Source organism: Bradyrhizobium sp. Unk1 (assembly GCF_059512345.1).
This window is the reverse complement of the sequence record NZ_JCAMOP010000070.1, coordinates 1-20,004: the sequence shown is the minus strand read 5'-3', so window position 1 is coordinate 20,004 and position 20,004 is coordinate 1. Positions and strand designations below refer to the sequence as shown.

At 56.1% G+C, this 20,004-nt stretch carries 18 protein-coding genes and 6 pseudogenes; 20 read left to right on the top strand and 4 right to left on the bottom strand.

The annotated features are described in order from the left end of the window. Window positions 1-427 precede the first annotated feature (427 nt). From AC5ZFO_RS44530 to AC5ZFO_RS44500, 7 genes are all read left to right on the top strand, one after another. Window positions 428-550 carry a hypothetical protein gene (locus AC5ZFO_RS44530; RefSeq protein WP_283810509.1) on the top strand — a complete coding sequence of 41 codons (123 nt, stop codon included), beginning with the start codon at window positions 428-430 and terminating at the stop codon, window positions 548-550. Window positions 551-1,351: 801 nt separating this feature from the next. After that, window positions 1,352-1,702: a hypothetical protein gene (locus AC5ZFO_RS44525; protein ID WP_496123842.1), complete on the top strand. Its 351-nt coding sequence runs from the start codon at window positions 1,352-1,354 to the stop codon at window positions 1,700-1,702. A gap of 55 nt (window positions 1,703-1,757) precedes the next feature. Beyond that, a complete protein-coding gene (locus tag AC5ZFO_RS44520; protein ID WP_496123841.1) occupies window positions 1,758-1,916 on the top strand; it encodes a hypothetical protein in 159 nt (52 codons plus the stop codon). Window positions 1,917-1,930: 14 nt separating this feature from the next. Continuing rightward, the gene (locus tag AC5ZFO_RS44515) at window positions 1,931-2,167 is read left to right on the top strand and encodes a DUF2188 domain-containing protein (RefSeq protein WP_496123840.1); all 237 of its coding nucleotides are present in this window, start codon (window positions 1,931-1,933) and stop codon (window positions 2,165-2,167) included. A 64-nt stretch (window positions 2,168-2,231) separates the two neighbouring features. Then, complete coding sequence (locus AC5ZFO_RS44510; protein WP_496123839.1) at window positions 2,232-2,438, top strand: hypothetical protein; 207 nt, start codon at window positions 2,232-2,234, stop codon at window positions 2,436-2,438. A 748-nt stretch (window positions 2,439-3,186) separates the two neighbouring features. After that, window positions 3,187-3,648, top strand: a complete 462-nt coding sequence (locus AC5ZFO_RS44505) for a hypothetical protein (protein ID WP_496123838.1) — start codon at window positions 3,187-3,189, stop codon at window positions 3,646-3,648. 16 nt (window positions 3,649-3,664) lie between these two features. Continuing rightward, window positions 3,665-4,051, top strand: coding sequence for a hypothetical protein (locus tag AC5ZFO_RS44500; protein ID WP_496123837.1), 387 nt, complete (start codon window positions 3,665-3,667; stop codon window positions 4,049-4,051). Between the two features lie 817 nt (window positions 4,052-4,868). Here the strand turns inward: AC5ZFO_RS44500 and AC5ZFO_RS44495 are convergent. After that, window positions 4,869-5,255, bottom strand: a complete 387-nt coding sequence (locus tag AC5ZFO_RS44495) for a hypothetical protein (RefSeq protein ID WP_496123836.1) — start codon at window positions 5,253-5,255, stop codon at window positions 4,869-4,871. Window positions 5,256-5,901: 646 nt separating this feature from the next. Here AC5ZFO_RS44495 and AC5ZFO_RS44490 point away from each other — a divergent pair. From AC5ZFO_RS44490 to AC5ZFO_RS44480, 3 genes are all read left to right on the top strand, one after another. Next, window positions 5,902-6,096: a hypothetical protein gene (locus AC5ZFO_RS44490; protein WP_496123835.1), complete on the top strand. Its 195-nt coding sequence runs from the start codon at window positions 5,902-5,904 to the stop codon at window positions 6,094-6,096. Between the two features lie 709 nt (window positions 6,097-6,805). Beyond that, window positions 6,806-8,395, top strand: a complete 1,590-nt coding sequence (locus AC5ZFO_RS44485; RefSeq protein ID WP_496123834.1) for an amidophosphoribosyltransferase — start codon at window positions 6,806-6,808, stop codon at window positions 8,393-8,395. Between the two features lie 10 nt (window positions 8,396-8,405). Beyond that, window positions 8,406-9,083, top strand: coding sequence for an HAD family hydrolase (locus tag AC5ZFO_RS44480; protein WP_496123833.1), 678 nt, complete (start codon window positions 8,406-8,408; stop codon window positions 9,081-9,083). A 300-nt stretch (window positions 9,084-9,383) separates the two neighbouring features. Here the strand turns inward: AC5ZFO_RS44480 and AC5ZFO_RS44475 are convergent. Next, window positions 9,384-9,572 (bottom strand): annotated as a pseudogene (locus AC5ZFO_RS44475) (Dabb family protein); the annotation flags it as partial. Window positions 9,573-10,516: 944 nt separating this feature from the next. On the opposite strand from AC5ZFO_RS44475, the gene AC5ZFO_RS44470 reads away from it, so the two are divergent. Both AC5ZFO_RS44470 and AC5ZFO_RS44465 read left to right on the top strand, forming a co-directional pair. After that, a complete protein-coding gene (locus AC5ZFO_RS44470; protein ID WP_496123849.1) occupies window positions 10,517-11,197 on the top strand; it encodes a dethiobiotin synthase in 681 nt (226 codons plus the stop codon). 8 nt (window positions 11,198-11,205) lie between these two features. Then, window positions 11,206-11,375, top strand: a pseudogene (locus tag AC5ZFO_RS44465) (IS66 family transposase); the annotation flags it as partial. Window positions 11,376-11,903: 528 nt separating this feature from the next. Here the strand turns inward: AC5ZFO_RS44465 and AC5ZFO_RS44460 are convergent. Further along, a complete protein-coding gene (locus tag AC5ZFO_RS44460; RefSeq protein ID WP_496123832.1) occupies window positions 11,904-12,167 on the bottom strand; it encodes a hypothetical protein in 264 nt (87 codons plus the stop codon). A gap of 443 nt (window positions 12,168-12,610) precedes the next feature. Beyond that, window positions 12,611-14,323, bottom strand: coding sequence for a hypothetical protein (locus tag AC5ZFO_RS44455; protein WP_496123831.1), 1,713 nt, complete (start codon window positions 14,321-14,323; stop codon window positions 12,611-12,613). Window positions 14,324-14,412: 89 nt separating this feature from the next. On the opposite strand from AC5ZFO_RS44455, the pseudogene AC5ZFO_RS44450 reads away from it, so the two are divergent. The 8 genes and pseudogenes from AC5ZFO_RS44450 to AC5ZFO_RS44415 form a co-directional block, all read left to right on the top strand. Then, window positions 14,413-14,574: pseudogene (locus AC5ZFO_RS44450) on the top strand (SOS response-associated peptidase); the annotation flags it as partial. A gap of 185 nt (window positions 14,575-14,759) precedes the next feature. Beyond that, a pseudogene (locus AC5ZFO_RS44445) lies at window positions 14,760-15,061 on the top strand (hypothetical protein). 15 nt (window positions 15,062-15,076) lie between these two features. Further along, a pseudogene (locus tag AC5ZFO_RS44440) lies at window positions 15,077-15,188 on the top strand (Y-family DNA polymerase); the annotation flags it as partial. A 567-nt stretch (window positions 15,189-15,755) separates the two neighbouring features. Continuing rightward, window positions 15,756-17,240, top strand: coding sequence for an alpha/beta fold hydrolase (locus tag AC5ZFO_RS44435; RefSeq protein ID WP_496123830.1), 1,485 nt, complete (start codon window positions 15,756-15,758; stop codon window positions 17,238-17,240). Next, window positions 17,237-17,893, top strand: a pseudogene (locus AC5ZFO_RS44430) (S1 family peptidase); the annotation flags it as partial. The gene AC5ZFO_RS44435 and the pseudogene AC5ZFO_RS44430, both read left to right, overlap by 4 nt. Window positions 17,894-18,689: 796 nt before the next feature. After that, entirely contained in the window at window positions 18,690-18,905 is a 216-nt protein-coding gene (locus tag AC5ZFO_RS44425) for a hypothetical protein (RefSeq protein WP_496123850.1), read from the top strand. A 469-nt stretch (window positions 18,906-19,374) separates the two neighbouring features. Further along, window positions 19,375-19,620, top strand: a complete 246-nt coding sequence (locus AC5ZFO_RS44420; protein ID WP_496123829.1) for an IS4/Tn5 family transposase DNA-binding protein — start codon at window positions 19,375-19,377, stop codon at window positions 19,618-19,620. 167 nt (window positions 19,621-19,787) lie between these two features. Beyond that, window positions 19,788-20,004, top strand: a 217-nt coding sequence (locus AC5ZFO_RS44415; RefSeq protein ID WP_496123828.1) for a transposase, incomplete at its 3' end; no start/stop codon positions are given.

The following is a 20,004-nucleotide window of genomic DNA, read 5'->3' as shown; positions in this document are numbered from 1 at the left end:
CGAGTAAAGCTAGATATATGATTTTCATGAATCATCCCATGGTTGAAGCCGCGGGAAGCTACGCGTCGTCCTTGGTACCCACAAGGTCGGCTACCGTGAACATCGGAAATAATCCCGGAGCACCTTCCAAAGAGGCGCCATCGGGTTTTCCACATATTTTGAAGTTTGCCAGATTTTTGCGTTAACCGCGAAGCGATCCTCGAAAATCTTCAGCATTTCCATCACTTAAACACATAGCGATGAGCCACGCTGATTCGAATGTTTCTAAACGGGACTGTTTAGAGATTTAGTGATCTCAACTGCAAAACAATTTCATTGCGAGTCTTAAAAATTCGGGTCTTATGAATCTAGTCCGAAAGGGCCTATCGGAAGGGCAACCGATAAAGCTGGGCAGGCAGCTTCCAGGTTTTAATGGAGAGCTGCGCCTATGTCCGACCATCCCGAGCTTCACGTAAAATTCCTGGGCCTGAGCCTCAGCGCTAAAGGAGCGCTGGCGATCTGTGCTGCACTCACGATCGTCCTCTCTGTGCTCGCCTTCTACCGGTTTTGATTGACGCTAGTTTGCAATCGGCTCACGATTCAATCCATGCAGACATCTCAACCTGTGAAGCGTGGAGGCCGGCGCATCGGTGCTGGTTCGGACCAAAGGCAGTGGTCGCTCGGGAGAGCCAACCGTTCCCAGCGCTTGATGATGTCAGACACACCCCTTGTTCTGCCAGCGGGGCTAGCTTCGAGCTTATGTGTTTGAACATCGAGGCCTCCATCAAGGTACACCCTTGCAACGCCCAGCGTCGTTCCAAGGTCCAAGCCGAGGATATATTTACGTCCCAACCACTGGGGCTTTCCTCCCTGGGGCGGCGTTGAAGTCTTTCATATCGACCAGCATCCGGGCACGACCACCAATTGCCACGACTTCGCGGACCTTGTCAGCCATACACGCTGGTACCCTAACGGGAAAACTTTCCCGTCGGCCGACGTCGGCGAGGGTCACGATTTTCTGGACTAAGTCAAAAGCTGCCGGCCGGCCGATGAGATGGCGTTGAGGTTGAAGACCACACAAACCCTGAGACCAAGTTGACCGCGAATCAAAAACTCGCTGCAGCAACGCAACCCACGCGCGCAAGCGCTAAAATTTAGTTATTCCAGTCTTGCAAACTAAAAGCGAAGTTCCCACGTTCATGTCCTTAACCGGACATAACGCGGCCCGAAAGGCGGTGAGACGCCAACCGGGCCTGAACCCCACCTGGACGGCAGGGAGTTTGTGATCACATGGACAGTGACTATTGGTTAGACAGTAATTGTCAAGTGGCTGCATCCGGTCCTGTCGTCCTTGTTATCAAGGACCAGGACTTTGGCTATCAATTTCGAAACGAGTAATCCGCCCGGACTTCTCAAGGCCTTCAAAAAAGCGATCGACGCAGGCCATGTAGTTACGTGGGCTTACGACAAAGACGGCGACTTTTACCACACGCCCGAACAGTGGCGTGGTCGCGGTTGGCTGCGACCCATCCTCTACACCGGGCAGCTCACGATGAACTTCGTCAAGAACAACTCTCTGCGGACATCGTCCGCCGATTACGCTGTTCTGCACGGTCGCTTCATCGAATCGATGCTGACGCATTGCGACAAGCTCTTCAGCAATGCGACCGCAACGGCGCTCCCCACCAGCGCTGACTCTATCAACACGACGTCAGTTGCGTAACAGCACGCCGGCGGTCGTGCACTGATGCGCGCGGCCGCCGGCTGGAGGAGATTTCATGACACCAGAACAAGCTGTCAACGAGATCCGCCGACTTCTGCGGAATGAACTTGACGATTGCGAGCGGGCAATCCGAAACCAGGATCTGCATCGCGCTCGAAACGAACTCGATGATGCGATCACCAAGTTGAAGCGCATCGCGAACTCCCTTCAGTGATCGGAGCAAACGAAATGTCGAAGCGACAGGTTTTTCATTCGGTACCCAAAGGCAATGGCTGGGCTGTAGAGCAGAGCGGCAAGGTGATTTCCAATCACCGCACGCAGGCCGCTTCCGAGTCGGCCGCGATCAAGGCCGGCCATCGCGCGCAAGACAACGGCGGACTCGGTCAAGCCGTCCTTCACAAGAGCAATGGCCAGATTCGCGAAGAGCGCACTTACGGGGCAGACCCTCGCAACATCAAAGGCTGATGGCGCGGCGTCGCTCCAACATCACCAGAGCGGCGTCCTCCTCGAAAACAAGAAAGGCGGGAAGATGTCCAAGACTCGCTGGATCTATTCCAATCAAGGCGGTGCGGCATTCTACCAGACCGGCGATTACATCTATTCGATGGACGGAAAGGCGAAGTATTACGTTCGCAATGGATGGTGGTACGAAGTCGATGGCGGCGCCGCCAAGTTTTGGATCAAAGGCAAATGGGTATACAGCACCGAGGGCAACGCGGCACTGTGGTACGGTTAAGTTGACGTAAGCGCGAATCGAAAGTCGAAGTGAGTGGGGCCAAAGGCTGCTCCGAGAGAGAGGAATGATGAAGGCTGATTGGAAGACTGCGGATGATCTTCGCGACGATATCAAGTCCGGCAAGGGCCTAAATTTGGGCGAGCTGCTGGTGGGATCTATGGGAACGCGTCGACGAGTTGCAGCGTGACCTTACCTCGGCTCGCTCGAAGATCGGCAAATTGGAGCACAAGACAGGCATTTCAAGCGGTCCGGGATCGACCGGTCGCTCTGGGGATTAGGAAACTCCAGCGTATCGTTGCGTGAGCGCGTGAGCACAGGAAATCGCACACTCGCGACGATCCGTTTGGGTACGGGTGACGCCCTTCAGGGCCATCAGGATCTGCGTCGCGTCAGCAATGGCAGACGCAATGATCATCCAAGCTTTAGCAAGCAATCGGAACATGAGCCGTGCGGCCCTCGCGGCAGCCAGGCCACCACGGATCCGGGGCGAAAGAATCTTACGTCTACCGCGTGATCCCGAAACAGAACAAGACGGATGCCGGTTCATCATATGAAGGATCTGCGATCCTCAAGATTTCGAATGCGGGCCCGAACCGGCTAAGTGGAAACTATTCAGGAGCCGCCAGGGTTCGGGGCATTTCGACCTGAGCCGCTGAACGAGCGCGCACTTCGCCGCATCGGCTCCAGCGTAGTAGCTTTGCCGCGCCGCAAGTATTAACACCCCTGGGTTGTCTCGTTCCCGAGTAAAGTGTACTTCACTGACATTGACGCCGGTTGTCCGGCAAAGGCCTTTGCATCATTTCTTGGGTTTGATTTGCCGCATACAGATGAACTGATACCGGCTCCCATCGTCGATGACATTGCTCGCCGTGGAGAGGCCATAGCGGGCGCGCGCGAGTTTGTAAAAGCTAAGTATCCCGCAGCTGAGATCCGCGCGATGGTCGTCGTAGGTACGACGCCGGCTAAACATCGTCTGCGCGAAACGCTTTACATGCCCAATCTTGCTGTTAATCCGACGGTTCGGATGCCTTGGAATTCGAAGGGCGCTATGACCTTCAAGCGCGTTCGAAACGGATACCTATTGGGTGCCAAGGAGACACTTGAAGTGTCGCGTGACATGTTCGAGCGCGTCATTAAAAGGTTTCAGGCGGCTGTCAGCAGGTATAGCTGGATTTTTAGGGTAGATGCCCTATTATCTACCCTGAGGTAGGTACTGGTCGAGAACCATGAGCGTCCGGATCAACCGGGAATACGTGAACGACACCGCGAAGCTGATCATGCATCGGCTTATTGCGCGGCAGATCGGTCGCGACCCGTCGCTGGTCGAAAGGGCGAAGGATTCTTTGGCCCATAACTCGCAGCGCTTCGAAGGCTATACTTTCGTTCGCGAGTGGTCAGACATGCTTGGCTCTCCTCCATCTACGGTACGCCGTCGTCTGACGAGCCGCGACGAAGAGATGACGCGTCTGCGTCTGTCCTCACCTTTCGTTTTGGCGGAAGGTATCAACTTCGAGGATGACACTCTGCGCCGTCGTATCTGGAAGGCGGCGAAGCGGATTGCCGAGAGATCTGCGATCCATCAGACCGCGGCACTTCCGCGGATGGCGGCGTGATACAAAACTCGTTTGTTCGAACTATTGAAAACCTTGTCGAGACAGTCAGGGTGATCGCTCGGCTGTTTAAAACCGACAAGGTCTTCATCATTGGCAGCCAGAGCATCTTGGGACGACAATAGATTTAGTCCTCTGGTTGCAGAGCTCGCCTAACGGGGCGTCGCCCCGGAGCGGAGGTCGAAAAGCAGGTCCGAGCCGGCGGGACGCATATCATAAGGTAGACCAAACAGGTGAGGCGCCCTCGATGTGTCCAGTCCGTTCGGATCTCCCCTCGTTTGAACTTCGGCCGAGCGCGTGATGCCGGCCACCGCGCGTGCTTGCCGAGCTCCTTCTTCAAGGCTTTCGATCGCCTCACGACAGGGAGTGGGGATGACATTTCGAAGCCACAGCGGATCCACGAGACAGCGCGCATCCCGTTAGGGCTGGTTGAAGTTCTGGCAAGATGAGCGCTGAACATCTCCGCATTGGCTGAGGACGTCAGGCCCCGAGGAACCAAGCCAGGTTCATCGGTGTTCTGAATCGGCTTCCGGCTTGTCAGAGAAGCATCGATACGGCCTCAGCATAATCCCCCGGTGCCGCGGTCGACATTTCAGGACGGATCAGCTTCGGGCAGGGCGACCGAAACTGATATCTCAGCCATGTTCCAGGAGCGGGCGATTACCGTGGTTGAAAAGCCGCCGCTCCTCATTGCCTCGACACTGGCTCGGGCGAGCCCCTAATCGTCGAGCTTCAGAAGGGCAACTTCCACAGGAGATAGAGTAGCGCAGCAATGGCTCCCCAGAAAAGTATGCCGCGGAAGAAGAAAGCGAGCATCATGTTAATCGCCGTCTCGCCCAAGCCGCCGCGCCATGGCGATTCCATCGATCGCGTCTGCAAGCACTTCTAAGAAAACCCGATACCACGCATCATCATCGGGAAGCTCCCACTCTCGTAGGCTGCCGACGTAGCGGGTCAGAGCAATCACGCCCGCGATTGTAGTTGGAGCTGAACGGATGAGCACATTCGCATGCTCCGCGAGAGCATGGTTCCTTTGACTGCTGATTTCGTCGGCGGCATCAAACCCGGCCCCCCCATCGAGCTTCGCCGATACGGACAAGGCCGCGTCGTAATGCGCCGACAGCTCGCGGTGACGCTCGATCACGACGAAGATTAGATCCCGATCGGCTGCAGCAGTCGACTGGGTGGAAATTTCCTGCGATGACAATGTTGGCTCCAAGCAAGTAGCAGGTCTACGTTACCATCGCGGCCATGATGATAATCAGCGTAGCGGGTCCTTCATCTGCGGTATTTCTGCTCGATCGGATTGGGCGTTCCAACGAGGTCACCGGCTCCATTGGAGTCGAGAAGTTTCGGGGACGAGGGCGCGCGCCTTACTCGCGCCGGAAAACGGCTCCGCTCCCGCTGTTCCCGGCGTAAAGCTGCATATTTGCGCCGTATCAAAGGTTGTAATCCCGCATCGGCAGCGCTTGGATACGCTTGCACATTCGAAAGGGGCGGGCGAAAAGATTGCAATAGCTGCCGGTCTGTTGCTGCTCGGCGTGATCGGACAAGCAAACGCACGCGGAGGACATGGAGGGCGCGTCAGCTACGGCGGCGGACATCACACTAGCAGTCATGGCGGCAGCTATTTGAGTGCATCCGGCTCATCACACCGTGGCGGGACTTATGTCAATTCGAGAACTGGCAACCGTTACGGCACTCATCGATAACGAGCGAAGAGACAGGACTCGAGGCGCGGCCGTTCGATGGGGCTTTTTACGCGCGGGCAACAATGGGAGCCGGCCGTTTCGGCTACGAGGCCGTCAGGGCCCCGGGAGGGGCTTTCTAACAGCGCTGTTTTGCTCTGGAGCGTGATCGGCCTCCTCTTCAATGCGGGCACTCTCTTCGGCCGGGTTGGCTCGTTTGGGATTGGCACTTCGGTTTATGTCACCGCCATCCTCATCTGGATTGACGGCATGGTTCTGTTCGGTTTGGGAGCGCTGCTCTCCACAATGACTTTGACGGCGAGCGGCGCCTGCCAGAAGACGCAGGCGATATTCGGATAACGCGCTAGAACTCTCTAGGGTGAGGGCCGGGATGAAATGCAGCCCGGAGTGTCCAAACGGATGAGAGGCTCAGCCGCGGTTCTTCACGTTGCTCCAGTGGTTTTGTCCTGCGTTACAGGATGGGACTTAACGCATGAGCATTTCGTCGAGCGAAATGGCAGACTGCCGTCAAGCAATTCAAAAGCTTTATGGAAGTCTGTTGCTTAGCGAAGATCTTGTGAGGCGTGCTGCGCTGCTTAAAGCATCAAACCTCAACCTCGGCCGCTGGCGACGCTAGGCCCTTGAAGTTCGTATGAAGAGCGATTCGAGGATGAGGTAACCGCTTTCGGATCGGTCTGCCTAGAGACCAGATGCGATAGGATGTCGTGGCGGAGCTCCGGCGTGAGCCGCAGTAACGACCTTCTGAAGCATGCTTCTAGGCGAATCAGTGATGCCTTGTTGGTCGTCACGTGCGCTACCGCACAGTGTTGGCTTTGCTATTTCTCATACGAGCTCGTCGCGCTTCAGACGGATTGTCGCGAAAACGCCAGGTCAGTTGTCCGGCCGCAGCGATTGTGAGAGCGGAAATCTCGACACCTTTGGGTTTGATGGTCCGCTCAAATTGCTGAGAGCTGGGCGCTGGTACGAAGCTTGCTTAAGTGCAGGTCCATCTCTTCTCGGATCGGCGCAGTACATCCGCCTTGTGCCGAGTTCGGGACACGGACGCTACATGAAGGTTGCCAGCATGTCAGGTATCGCTGCCGCTGTTCTATTGCCTTGGAGCAGTTCCCACCTGACAGTTTATGATCGGCTCAAGCACATGCTTCCGAAACTCACACTTCGCGGACAGGCAGGAGTCGGCATCGCCGCCTTTACGCGCAACAAAGGCGTTCTATATAAAACTGCGTTTCGGCCATCACACGAACTGGGTGCGATCGAGAGAGATGAGCAGGATCTGGAGTTCACCCCCCATGTTGCAATCGCTCAGGTTCGCGGTCGAGTTTTCACAGAGGGTGAGAGCGACCATCAACGAATTCCAAATCGCAGGACCACCTGCCGTCAACTGACAATTTCGTTGGACGGAGCGTTAGTAAATGCTCGCGAGGTTAGGGCAGAGCTGATTGCCCAAGGTCACACCTTCGAGGGGCAGACGCATGCCGAACTCTTGCTCAAGTTACTGGAACACATTTGTGAAAGGGATTACTGGCGCCAAGGCCTGCGGGTAAACTATGAGAACGTCTTTCGTGAGATCGATGGGCGCATCGACGGTGCTATCAGTGCACTTTTGCTGGACGCCGAAGGAAATCTGATTGCGTTCCGCAATAGATATGGTCTGCGTCCTCTGGAGTTCATGCAGACGGACGATGGATTCTTGCTCTTTGCGTCGGAAAATTGCGCCTTCGCCGGACTTCTGGGCAAGTCAGACCAAATCGTTCCCGGCCATATCAAATTTGTGGATGGCAAAAATGGGCATTGTCTCGATCGTTGTGTCAGCGATTCCCAACGTGCCGCCAAGCTTTGCGTCTACGAAGCTCTTTACCTTGGAAGTCCGGATACGTCGATTGAGGGCCGATCTCACCTTGAAACTCGTCACAGTATCGGTGTCTCGCTGGGTGAGCTTATTGCGCGGCGGCTTTCCGCAAAGCTGGACGCCACTCCAATCATCGTCTCGTCCATGCCTCATACCGGAGGACCCTACGCTGACGGCTTATTCTCATCTCTCGTAGCACGTGGGGTTAACGCCGAACGACGTGAAGTCATTGAGACGCAAATCTCTGAGCGAACTCTCATCGGCCCAAATAGCGAGCGCAAGCGTCGTATTGCTCACAAGTACCGCCTGGCTTCGACTGACGTCGAAAAACGCACGATACTCATTGCCGATGAAGCTCTCATTCGTGGCGATACCAGCCAGACCGTAACGAATATGCTTCTTGCTGCCGGGGTCAAAGCTGTCCATTGGGGAATCGGCTCACCGCCTATCGTGGCCCCAAATTACTACGGCGTAAATATTGAGACCATCGATGAACTTGCCTTCTGGCGGACATGGAAGGGACTGTCCGCTCAACAGCGGAAGCAAAGCCTACTATTTAAAGATATCGAACCGCATGTCCTCAAAATCATCGAAGGAAGAATCGCGGCCTCGATCAACGCGGCAACTGTGACTTACTTGCCCTTCCCGCGTCTTACATCGTTGCTGCCGCGGGGGAGCGAGGGAATAGATGTGTCTCCCTTTACATTCGAAATGCCAACTCCTGCAGGGCAAACGCGTGCAAATAGAGACCTGCATAACTTGGTTGCTGACCACTATAGAGCTGCCTGAGGCCCGAAGCATGAAGCCAGTTCTTGTTTTTGATTGGAATGGCACGTTGCTTGACGATGCCAATGCGCTACTGCAAACGACAAACACTATCTTGGAGCGCTTTGGACGCCCGACGATCGATCTGGATACCTTTCGTGACCATAGCGATGTCCCACTCTCCATTCTTTTCCGAAATATCGGAATGTCAGAAGCGGAAATCGCAGCCGTAGATCACGATGGGGGCGCAATCTTTCATGATACCTACGAGCCGCTAGCCGATAAAGCGGAGTTACGCTTAGGTGCGCGCACAATGCTGGAATTGGTGCGCCAAGAAGCGGCTTCGTCGATCATAGTGAGCAACCATATAGTCGCGCCCCTTGTTGCTCAATTGCAAAGGCTCGGAATCGATCGCTACTTCGACGGCGTCCTGGCCTTTGAAAGCCGTGCCACGCAGTATAAAACGATGAGCAAAGGGGAGAGACTGCGGCGATATATGGAACAGAAAGATATAAATCCCGAGTCAACCTTCATCATCGGGGATATGCCAGTAGAAACGAATATTGCACGAAGCCTCGGATTGATAAGCATATCCATTACCGGGGGATTTGTTTCCGAGTCGCGCTTGCGGGCTGCGAAGCCGGACCACATCATCCACAGCTATCACGAGCTGTTGCCGATCGTTCAAACGCACGGCTTTTTTCTTAATTGATAGATGCTATGTGCGAACGCGAGACACCACACTTAGCCGGCGGCGAAACGGGGCAGGCCTTCTCGGAGGGGGCGCATAAAAGACTGTGATCTCAGCAACTCGGCTTACCAGAGTGAAGGTGACGAGAATCGGCGGGTCGCTGGGTCGGACTGCCCTCTGTCCTGCCTAGCCACCGCCGGGTCACAGAGGAGATGGGCTTAGGAGAAGATGGATTGCTCGCGCCGTCTGCCGAAGAGTGCGATTATTCACTGAACAACCTCGTACTTCTGCAACCACTCTGCTCGAAGCTCAGGAGGGGCGATCCGTCTCGCTAGCAGGCTCCCTGTACACCACAACATCGATGCCATTGCCGAGCTGATCGCTCTTGCGGTTGCGCGCAATCTCGAGCCGGCGTGCATATGGGATTGAGGCGAGAACCGATAGACCTTCGACGATTTGATCGATACCGGCCTTATTCTTGGCTGAGAAGAAGACGATGTGACGGATCATGGTGGCCGCAAACGTGACGCTCCAACTTGGCCGCGTTCTTCTATCGGGGGCGAGCTCAAGGCAATGCTTGAACAGGCATCGGCAGCGGAGCGGTCTTTGAACGCTGTACGATGCCGCGAGTGTGTAGCAGAAGGTCCCAACAGATTTGAGCAGGATCTGACAATTATCGTGCCTAGTGCTCTGAATGTTGCTTACTTAAGTGAGGCATGATCGACGTGCCGCGCTCTGAGCCCTTTAAAGGCGCTGCTGCCGACCTCAAATTGCGAATGTTGCCGGGGCTCGACCCGTTCGAAAAGGGACCCTCGGTGCGTACCGCGCCAAGCGAGGAGTCGACGTGTTGTTTGGCAGGATCATCGTGATCGATTATCTGAGATCGGCGGAGCCCGCTCGTGCCTCGGCGGAAACTCGCGCGCGCAAAGTGGAAACGAAAAAATCGCCCTAGTCGCGCCAATATGCGTCGATCGCGTTTTTTCCAGGCAGAACGACTCCGCGCTAATTCAATGACCACAGACCAGGTGAGGTCAGTCACCAATCGTAGAGCTGTCGTACGAAACGTACCGTTCTGCAACTATTTGGGTACATTCTGCGACAAGTGAATGCCTCCGTCCATTCCGGACAGTATTTGTGCGCCGATAACAATCTTAACCTGCAACAACGCAGGAAAGACAACCCTCGGAGGGCACAATGGCGCGCGCGGCAACCATCTATGGTTCAACGTAACAGTCGGCATCCGGAAGCCTCTTAAGACGGGTGCGGCGGACACGGATCGCGGCGGGTATCTTGCACGAATTGTGCTGCTCGTGGCCTTGGGTGATACCCGCAGTAGGGTCGCTGAGCAGCCGTTGGTCGAACCGGGAGGTGAGGGCACCGTGCATTCAAGTCTGCTGAAGAGTAAGGCGGTCCTCTCCACCGGCGCCCCGGTTTGTGAGCTGTCGCTGCATATAATGGAGAATGAGGTGCGTACAACGCTGGACAACAGGTCAAGGTCGTCGAGCCTGCAGCGGATCGTGGTCACGGGTACAGGCGCCGGCGTCGGAAAGACGGTGTTCTGCGCAGGACTCGTCGATCTCCTCGGTGCGAAGTTTTGGAAACCGATTCAAGCCGGCCTCGAAGGGGAAACGGACACCGAGTGCGTCGCTCGGCTTGCAAGTCTTTCGCCGGATCGCATCGTGCCTGAGGGGTACCGACTGCAAACAGCGGTTTGGCCGCACTATTCTGCGGAGCTTGACGCGGTTCGCATCAAAACGGAATCGCTGGACCTGCCGGACACCGGAGGACAGCCGCTCGTGATCGAGGGGACCGGGGGACTAATGGAGCCGCTGAACTGCGGCTCTCTTTACATTGACATCTTGGAGAGATGGCGACTTCCTGTAGTACTGTGCGCGAGCGCAACTTTGGGCACGATCAATTGTTCACTGCTGTCCATAGAGGCGCTCCGAAGACGCCAGATCGACATTCTTGGAATCGCCTTCCTTGGCGAAAAGAATTCGGATGCTGTGAGGGCGATTTGCGAGATTGGACGGGTGCGGTGGTTAGGGCGACTGCCCTGGATTGCGCCTCTGTCGGCAGATACGCTGCAAGCTGCGTTCAAGACCTCCTTCTTGCGCGATGATTTCAAGTCATGACGCCAAAGGTGAAGTCCCCGGCTCCTTCGCATCCGATTGCGCGCGGGCGTGCAGGGCACAAGCTGCTGGCCGTTGTCCTGTTCGCCAAGTACGGCCTGCACCTGCCGATTCACCGTCAGAGCGCTACCAGCGTGCAGGCATCGACCTCGACGTACCGACGCTCGCGGACTGGGTAGGTGCCTTCGCGGCAACGCACTCTCGCCCTCGCCAGTGATGACGAAGGCCTCATGGCTCGGCTTCTTAGCTTGGGGTTTTGCAGGCACTGCATTCTCCAGGTTCAGTTTGCCGCGAGGGCAGGCCGGCCGGAAGACAAAAACGTTCTGGTGCCGGTCGGTGGGTCGGTGCCGGCATGCGGCTGCTCTGAATGTAACAGGATACGGCGCGGCAACTATTCACGAGTGTCACTTCCATCGTCGAATGGTGGCGACAACGGCACGCTTCGTCAGACGCAGGATGTTCCCGGAAAGCTACAGCGCCCTTTATTCCAGAGACGAGCAAAGGGGCGAGGAGGCCCGACCGAGGGTCCCGAGGATACGGTTGGATGCCTTGCGCTGACGCGCTTGGGTTCCAAATTCCGCCCTGCTGGCCGCGCAATGGATGCAGCCTCCAATCGAGAGTGCGCCTGAGGCGATAGAACCGGGTCAGGATGAGTTTCTAATGCTGATGAGGAAGGAGCCTCGCTCATCCGCCACTCTCCGATTTGCCCTTAATGGTAATAAATCGGCAGCCCGGTTTTCCCGCGGGCGCATGCGGCAAACAGGGTGTTCAAGTACATCTGCATCTGCCAGCTGCGGTTCGTGCCCGGACCGGGCAAATCGTCCTCGAATTCGGAACGGTCAAGCAAACGAGCCGCTAGGATCCAGGCCTCTCGTTGCCAACTCCGGATTGTGAGCGCTCGCTTGACGTGATCGTCGATCTCTCCGAAGGAGAGGTTTTGAGCGTTCTTGAAGCCACGACTAAGCTCGGTCATCGCCCACGGACTTCGCCACGGTGGCCCTCTGTGCATCAAGACCCAAGCCGGAGCGGCCCTGCTTCTGAGTCGATACGCGATAATAGCAACGAACTTATGTTTCACGGCTGTCTCCCTCTCGATGGGCGCCCGCGAAAAACTTAGTCAACGAGCGTTGTCACCATATTTTGCGGAGGAATCGCCCGGCAATATGGGCCGCATGAGTCAAAAGGACTCAGGCAACTCGCAGGGATGGCGCGAGGTTTTGCTGGCCGTGAGCATGCTTTGGCCCCGCCAAGCGCGGAAGCTCCGGACTGTAAACGCTGCGCTAAACGGTGTGTCAGAAACTGAAGGGGGCAGCACGGGGGAAAGATCGTAGCCGTCGCCATGAGGTGACCTCTTGAATTTGCGGCCCCTGCGTAATCTCCGGCCGGGCGCGGACGGTTCGTGCAACGAGCATACCGCTAGAGTTTGCCAGTAATCTCTTTCGCCTTGTGAACTATCTCTTCCCACGCAAGGACGGTGACCGTGTTCTTGGATCTGCCGTTCCAAACCCCTCCGTAAGCGACGAGATTATCCCGCATTCTCATCAGGCCTCGGATGGGGAAGGGAAGCGTTACGCCTCCAATCTCTGAACTTGATAATAGGTCAATGGCGCTGACGCTACCCCCATCTGTTCCAGCACAGAACGTGTTCTCATTAATGCCTGCAACACAGGTGTATTTTGCTGCATCCGATGCAAACATAAAGCGAGTATACATGCCTCGGGAAAGATTAATGTGAGCCAGTTTCCCGTCGCCGCACAGGACTAGCGTTTCATGACTGAGTAGGCACATATCCTTGATGTAGAAATCGAGGGGCAACGTGCGGACAATGTTCAAATGCTCGTCCACAAAAAGCAGATTTTCGCCCGAAGCAACTAGCGCTTGGTTGTCGCGGGCTAAGATGCGCTGAACAGTCTTCCCCGCTTTAAGGTTTCCTGAACCGTAGCGCCCGAGAGAGCCTGTAGCCACGGACCAACGACGCAAGATTCCGTCACGTGTCCCGCTAACGATTCCCCAAGGCATCAAGGCAATCGCTACAATCTTCTCGGTATAGACTGTGTCCCTCTCCAAGCTCACCAGGGTCGAAGGATTGATGGTCTCAATGCCGCTGTCACACCCCGCGACAATAGTTTCAGAGGTTCTAGCCAAGCAATTTATGGTGCTGGCACTGACAGAATGGTGATCAGCTATTTTTCCGGCGGTTACATCCAGAACATTCACTATGCCGTTCCTTCCTGCAAGCAAGACACGCCGATCATCGAGCCGTGAGGCGCAAATAAAGGTTTCTGTGCCAACCGAAGCGCGGGTCTTTAGCCTCAGCTGCTTTTGATCGAGAGGGTCATCGCCGAAGATCTTTTGCAGAAACTCGCCAACATGTTTCGTAAAGCGACCTCCTTTTTCAATGAGACCCGATAGATCAGAGACAAAATCGGCTGCCTGTTTGTAGCTGCGCTGAAAGCGCTCGGCTAACTTGCGCAGCTCGTCAACTATTTTGTCGGCACCTTCAGTCAGGAATCGAAATACACCTTGGAACAGGATATTTTGCTCTAGCGATAGCTTGATCGCAAATACGCTTGCGCTCATTCGTTGGACTACGAGCTTCGCATTGCGAAGCAACTCTATGTTTACATCCAACCGTTCGATCTTGATCAGATTCACCTCGAAACGCTGATAGGTGGTGTGCGTTCGTGTCAGCAGCTCGCTGGCTTCTTCTCGCAAACTCGAAATTTGTGAGGTGACGAGGCGAGAGTCGATTTGAGCGGTGCGTTGGAGGGCGGCAATTTCGCTATGCGCGTTTTTCACATCAGTTGGATTGAGTGCCCGCATTGCACGCTCAAGGTCTACATAAAGGCGGTCCATTGCCGAGAGTAGATGGTCGACGGAGTATTCGCCCGCATCACTTTTGTCGTGAAGCTCATTTCTTACTGCGTAAAGTCCATCGCGAATGATCAGGATTTTTTCCAAATCTTCGACCTGCCACGCCTCAGGTTCCAAATTCAGAGAATCGCACAGAGCATTTAGATCAGCCCGATCAACAAGACCTTGCATTGGAACGTTGAGGCGTGATGCCAGCAATGAAATTGCGCTGGCATCGTCCCGAACTCGTTTTAAGAATTCGTCGCGTTCTTCCATGTATGTCGAGCCCCGGCCGCCAGACTTCGAATATGCAGGGTGAAGAAGTAACCCGCGAATCTTTGAGCAACGATGTTTGAGCCGAACGCGTAGGTCAAGCGCGTCCATCCAAGGCGATGCCGGTAATCGTGACGACGGCGGAAATGTACGACGTTTGGCTCCGCGCGCCTTGGGACGAGGCGAAGCCGCTGCAGCGGCCCCTCCCGGAGGGCGCGCTGCGGATCGTCGCCACCGGCGAGAAGGAAAACCCGGTACTGGCCGCTCGAGGAGGCCATTTGGCAGCAAGCTGCCACGAAATTGGGGTTTGCGGCTGTGCACAGTGCGGCGGAACACGTGGACAAGCGGCGGCTCTCACGATTTCGAATCCCTACCCTGTGATAACCACCCGGAACGAACCGGGCGGCACAAGATTCGTCCGGGCGGAAGTTTGATCTCGATGCAGATGACCAAGGAGAGACGACCGACATCCGGACGCTGCGCGGCTGGGCGATTTCCGTGATGCAGGAAGCCGGCGCTATCCGCGAATGCGAGGAGCACGGCTGGATGCAGGATCGCGTCGTCCCGCACGCGCGCGATCGCGCCTATAATATCGCCCGTCGGGATCGGCCGGCAGGCGTTTCTCCCGACCAAGCCACAGATGCGATCACAGAGCTCTTGGAGTCGGTCGGTGATACCTGTCCCGAGTGTCCGCCAAGGACTTGGTCTAAGCTGGGACGGCTGCACGGCGAACGTCCATAATCTAAATATGGTCCAGTCAAGGCGGAGACCGACCTCAACGCCTCGGCCGGCATCTCCTACCAATAAGTTTCTGGCGAAGCTCGCTTCCGATCACCGAAACCCCAATGGTCAGTTCGTCATCGCGCCCTGAGATGGGTCCGCGTTCGTGGACACTGCTCTTCTTTGCAGTCGGAAATGGTGCGGGGCGGCAGCTGGATTTCGAGCTTTGATTCACGGCAGTCGCCAAACCCGCTACGCAGGTGTACGCGGGGCAGCAAGAACTGAAATCCACGTGTTGCGGCGAGCTGTGGCCCTAGGGCCAAGAAGTCCTCCAAGTTGGAGAAATGAATCGGACTGGCTTGGCGGCTGATTGAAAATTTTCGGACATGGTGCTCTAGAAGTTCGCCTGAGTTCCCAAGCTTCTTGCTGGTGTAGCGAGCCGCCTGATAACCCGAACAAGCATCGGGTCGCCTAAATCGGTAGGTCAAGGTATCTCCTCCGCTATCGAAGTGGCGACGAAAGGACCTCCGACGACCGGCGAGTTCCAAGCCGATGTAGTGATATTCGCATTGACTCTACGCAACCGAGCCATATTCTTACGCAATTACTGGGTGCAAAGCTCCGGATACGGGCGCCCTGCCGACCATTGCTGTTTTTTGCTCGCTGTTTGATCCACGACGCGTGAGTCGCGTCAACAAGACACCGGACAATCATGATGCGAAGATGGTTGTTACTATTCGTTGTTGGATTTCTTTGGTGGAATACCGCCGCTGATGCGCAAATCAAAAGGCCGTTGGTATTTATCCCAGGCATCCTTGGCACCCGTCTATGTGACGAGCAAAATAATCTGGTATGGGGAGGCTTAGGTTCTCTCTCTAACTTTGGTCAGATCGATCTTTTGGCCGATCAACCAAAGAATTTGCATCCCTGCGGCCTAATCGAAACGATCGTATCGCTAGGGCCTTTTTGGCAGGCGGACATCTATGCGCCGCTTCTCACCCATTTGAGAACGATCGGCTACCAGGAGGGCACCAGTCTGATCATCTTCGATTATGATTGGCGCCGGAGCAACAAGACTACTGCTGATGATCTTGCGGCGTTTCTGACTAATCACAAAGACCTGCAAAATCGTGATTTTGACATTCTGGCGCATAGCATGGGCGGTTTGGTTGTGCGGCTCTTAGTCACGCGCCACCCCGAGATGGCGAGCTCGATTAAGCGGATCATTACAATGGGCACGCCATTCCAGGGAACTGGTCGCGCCCTGGAGGTTGTTGCAAAGGGGTGGGGACCGATACCGAACTTTCTGGCTGGCCGAATGAAGACTATTCGTAGGACAGCACTGTCTTTTCCGTCTCTTTATGAACTGTTTCCCAGCTACAAGTTTGGGAGAGATTGCTGCAGGTCGGGATCTCTTGGTCAAACCAAAACGAGCAACTTTGATATTTTCGACTTCTCTCTCTGGGAGAAGAACGGGTGGGCCGCCGAGATCTACGACACAGCGCAAGGCCGCGAGTACTTACGAGCCAATCTCATGCGAGCGCGGTCGATCAGAGCTGAAATCGAGGATGGAGCGTCTGTTTCTCGACCCGAACTCCATTTCGTTGGAACAAAGCGTGATACACCTTTTTATGTCTACGTGAACCCTAACTCTCCAAGTCTAGATCATTGGGAGTTTGCATTTGGGCCAGGAGACAGCGTCGTTCCTGCCTGGAGTGCCGCGGACGCTTTCTCAGATTCGTTGGCGGGGTCTCGACCAGCTTTCCCCGCGCACGCAACGATTTTTACTGATGAGAACTTGCAGGAGACTTTGAAGCTGGAGCTGACGGAATCTCCGGCGCCTCGCAAGAAGAACGAGGCAATCATTCAGACGAGCGAAGGAGGTAAAACTCTCAACGGGATCGCGGTGGACGTGGATCGTTATTTTGTAGGTGAATCCGGCGATACCGTTAATCTCCGGGTGACGCTGCGATTGGGCGAAAGGCTTGATCGGGCGATTGTGTCTCTTACGGCCATTCAAGCTGATGCGGGGATGGCGGCAATTCCTCTTCTCGATGTTACCTCGGACGGTCAGAGGGACGCAGACACCTTTGTCGCTGAAGGAACTTTGAAGATTACTGGCCAACCCAGCGTGAAGAGGATCGACGTAGATATTCCTGGTGTTGGTGTCCAAAGCTCTTACGTCGAGATCGTTCAATGACAGTAGGTGGACTCGGACGATTAGTCGTTATTTTGTCTGTCGTGACGGGACTTTTGTCTTTGTCCTATGCGCAGAGTCCTGATCGCGGTGCCATATTCAACCAGTATAAGCGCGCCATAGTGTCGATCCGAGTTGTCGGAACTGACACTAAAGGAAATGCAACGACTCGCCGAGGCACAGGTGTCTTAGTCTCCGATAAGTGGGTAGTCACAGCACGACACGTCGTAGGCGCCGATTCGATGTGGCAGGAGCTTCCGTCAGGACCCAATCGTCGTATTGAAGTCTCTTCGATAGAGCCGAACGGAAGGAAGACGGTTCTTTCTGAAGCTTCGGCGAAACTCTCGACCACCGATGATATTGCGGTTCTCATTTTAGACAGTAAAGGAGATACCTGTGCTCCGATCAGCAACAGCTCGATCTCCGACGATCCGAAGACCCTAGTCGGCCTATTCTGGGGTAGAGAGACGAACGTGCCCGATCCGTTGAATGTAGATACCTTGTCTCGAGGGCGCGGCCAGGGCGATCGTATCGTGATTAACTACAAACCCATCGATGGCGACAGCGGATCTCCACTCTTTGACGCAAGGGGCTACGTTGTCGCAATCCTTTCTGGCGATGCTGATCGTCCAGAAACGTCGGCCGCAGTACCGGCCTATGCAGCAAGGATCCTTCTTCCAGGAGACGCGGTTTGCAAGCGCGACGTGCCAACTGGCAGTGGTGCGAGCAGTTTTGACGTCTTGCCTTCTCCCTGGAAGCAGCTCGAAAGCGAACAACGTGGCGTCGTTCGATCTCGAGTGTCGACCAACAAATCAGTGCCATTCCCTGGTAACTTCGTGATTTCTGGCGACCGGTATTGGCCAGAACCGAGTCTGGCGGCGGAGCGGCTAGTGTTCGAGCCGGGTTCGCGGCTGATATTCAAAGAATCCAGCGCTTGGACAACCAGAGAACTGACGGTGGTCGCCGGGGAGATTAGATCCTTGTCTCAAGAGAATCCGGGAGTCATTACCTGGGAGCCTGCTTCCGCACCTGTGGCGGCACCCGCTGGGGCCGTCGGGAAAAGTGGACCAGCTGGCGTCGGCGATGGTGCGTCCGGCGGAAATGGTGGCAAAGGAGGTACAGGTGCGACCCCTTCTCCGGGCCGCGATGGCCCCCAGCTTACGCTGTTGGTGAAGCGATCAATCAATCCGATCGTTCTAGACGTGAGGGGCCAAGGCGGCGGTCCTGGAGGAAACGGAGGGGAAGGAGGAGTTGGAGGTGCTGGCGCGCCCGGTCGCAGAGCATCTTCTTCAGCATTCGACTGTAAGCGTGGGCCAGGGGACGGTGGTCGCGGCGGCGATGGTGGTATCGGGGGCGATGGAGGTGGCGGCGGTGCTGGTGGCAATGGCGGTATTGTTACGATGCTCACACCTGAGCCAGAGATACACGCTCTTAGTCGTATAATTCTGCGCGTTGGTGCCGGACGCGAAGCGGCGGGTGGTGCTGCGGGCCAAGGCGGACGAGGCGGGCCCGGAGGATCAAGAGGCCTTCCTGCGCCGCCGTTTTGTGCCAATGACGGCCGGGATGGTGACCCGGGAGTTTCAGGTCGAGCTGGCGCTGGGGGCGAATCTGGTCTTCCAGGTAAGGATGGCTCAGCTTTCGTCGGCTCCATATCCGAGGATGAAGTGACTCGCCTGGTTTCTCAATAGCGCGTACCCGCGCCTCCGATCATGGCTAGCAGGCGAGCGGTTCCTCTTACGTGCACCGGCGGCCAGCAGACGTTACGCATCAAACATTGCCGGTCGGTCATCAGCTTTCGCGAGCCGAACTCGCTCTCGTGTGCGAGAGGCTCATGACGGTGGGTTTGCCGTCCCGGTCGCGGTAGCGGCGGGTCTGACCGGCGGTCGGCTGATCAGGAGCCGGCGAGCGGCCCTTCGCCGGCCCTATGTGGCAGGAGGCGGGCAGAGATTCCGCTGCCCTGGATAGCAGCGGAAAATTCGCAGCAACGAAGCGGGGCACCTTGGGCTGGGAGCAGCGTACGCATCCGACGGTGCTTACGATTACGCACATTTTTTGAGATGCACTGAGCCGAAAAACTTGAGTCGCCAGAATCACTTGTGATTCTTTGATGGGCACCTGATTCGAGAAGAGGTGCTCTATGGGGCTGACTTCACGCGTCCGGAATGAGAAGGTGCATCGGCCGGCGTCTGACGCGGTGACCTGGTTTGACCGTGAAGCTGCGCTGTGCGAATTCCAGGACGCTCGACTCGGCGAGAGATTTCGCATGCTGCTGAAGCAGATTGGTGGAGACATCGGCCAGAGCATTCCGATGGTTTGCCAAGTCTGGGCGAATACCAAGGCGGCCCAAAGCGCATGTTGGCTGCCATCGCGCGGTCAATCGTAAGCGTAGCGCCGAGGCCCTTTGGATTGTTTACTTGAGAGCACCGTTAGAAGAGTCATCTTCTGGAAGGGTGCTCACAATGGACGACCATTCTGACGACATAAGACGACCGTTGTCACCGCGTATCGAAAGTTTATGCTGGCGCAGGTCGCAGGCGCTGGCCGGATGATTTGAAGGCGCAGATTGCTGCGGAAAGCCTCCAGCCGGAGGCGGTTGTCACAGACGTCGCCCGTCGCCATGGCTGCCGGCCCCAGCAGGTGCATGACTGGCGGCGCCGGGCGCGTTTGGGCCAGTTGGTGCTGCCGGCTTCGGCGGAGACGCTGTCGTTCGTGCCGGTGCTGTCGGAATCGCCGCTACCGGCGTTCGCAGAGCCTGCCGGGTCGCCGG

Coding starts and splice junctions, on each gene's coding strand:
- AC5ZFO_RS44520 (WP_496123841.1), top strand. CDS start 1,758: ATGACACCAGAACAAGCTGTCAACGAGATCCGCCGACTTCTGCGGAAT.
- AC5ZFO_RS44480 (WP_496123833.1), top strand. CDS start 8,406: ATGAAGCCAGTTCTTGTTTTTGATTGGAATGGCACGTTGCTTGACGAT.
- AC5ZFO_RS44500 (WP_496123837.1), top strand. CDS start 3,665: ATGAGCGTCCGGATCAACCGGGAATACGTGAACGACACCGCGAAGCTG.
- AC5ZFO_RS44510 (WP_496123839.1), top strand. CDS start 2,232: ATGTCCAAGACTCGCTGGATCTATTCCAATCAAGGCGGTGCGGCATTC.
- AC5ZFO_RS44485 (WP_496123834.1), top strand. CDS start 6,806: ATGAAGGTTGCCAGCATGTCAGGTATCGCTGCCGCTGTTCTATTGCCT.
- AC5ZFO_RS44420 (WP_496123829.1), top strand. CDS start 19,375: ATGGGGCTGACTTCACGCGTCCGGAATGAGAAGGTGCATCGGCCGGCG.
- AC5ZFO_RS44460 (WP_496123832.1), bottom strand. CDS start 12,167: ATGACCGAGCTTAGTCGTGGCTTCAAGAACGCTCAAAACCTCTCCTTC.
- AC5ZFO_RS44530 (WP_283810509.1), top strand. CDS start 428: ATGTCCGACCATCCCGAGCTTCACGTAAAATTCCTGGGCCTGAGCCTC.
- AC5ZFO_RS44470 (WP_496123849.1), top strand. CDS start 10,517: ATGGAGAATGAGGTGCGTACAACGCTGGACAACAGGTCAAGGTCGTCG.
- AC5ZFO_RS44435 (WP_496123830.1), top strand. CDS start 15,756: ATGCGAAGATGGTTGTTACTATTCGTTGTTGGATTTCTTTGGTGGAAT.
- AC5ZFO_RS44515 (WP_496123840.1), top strand. CDS start 1,931: ATGTCGAAGCGACAGGTTTTTCATTCGGTACCCAAAGGCAATGGCTGG.
- AC5ZFO_RS44455 (WP_496123831.1), bottom strand. CDS start 14,323: ATGGAAGAACGCGACGAATTCTTAAAACGAGTTCGGGACGATGCCAGC.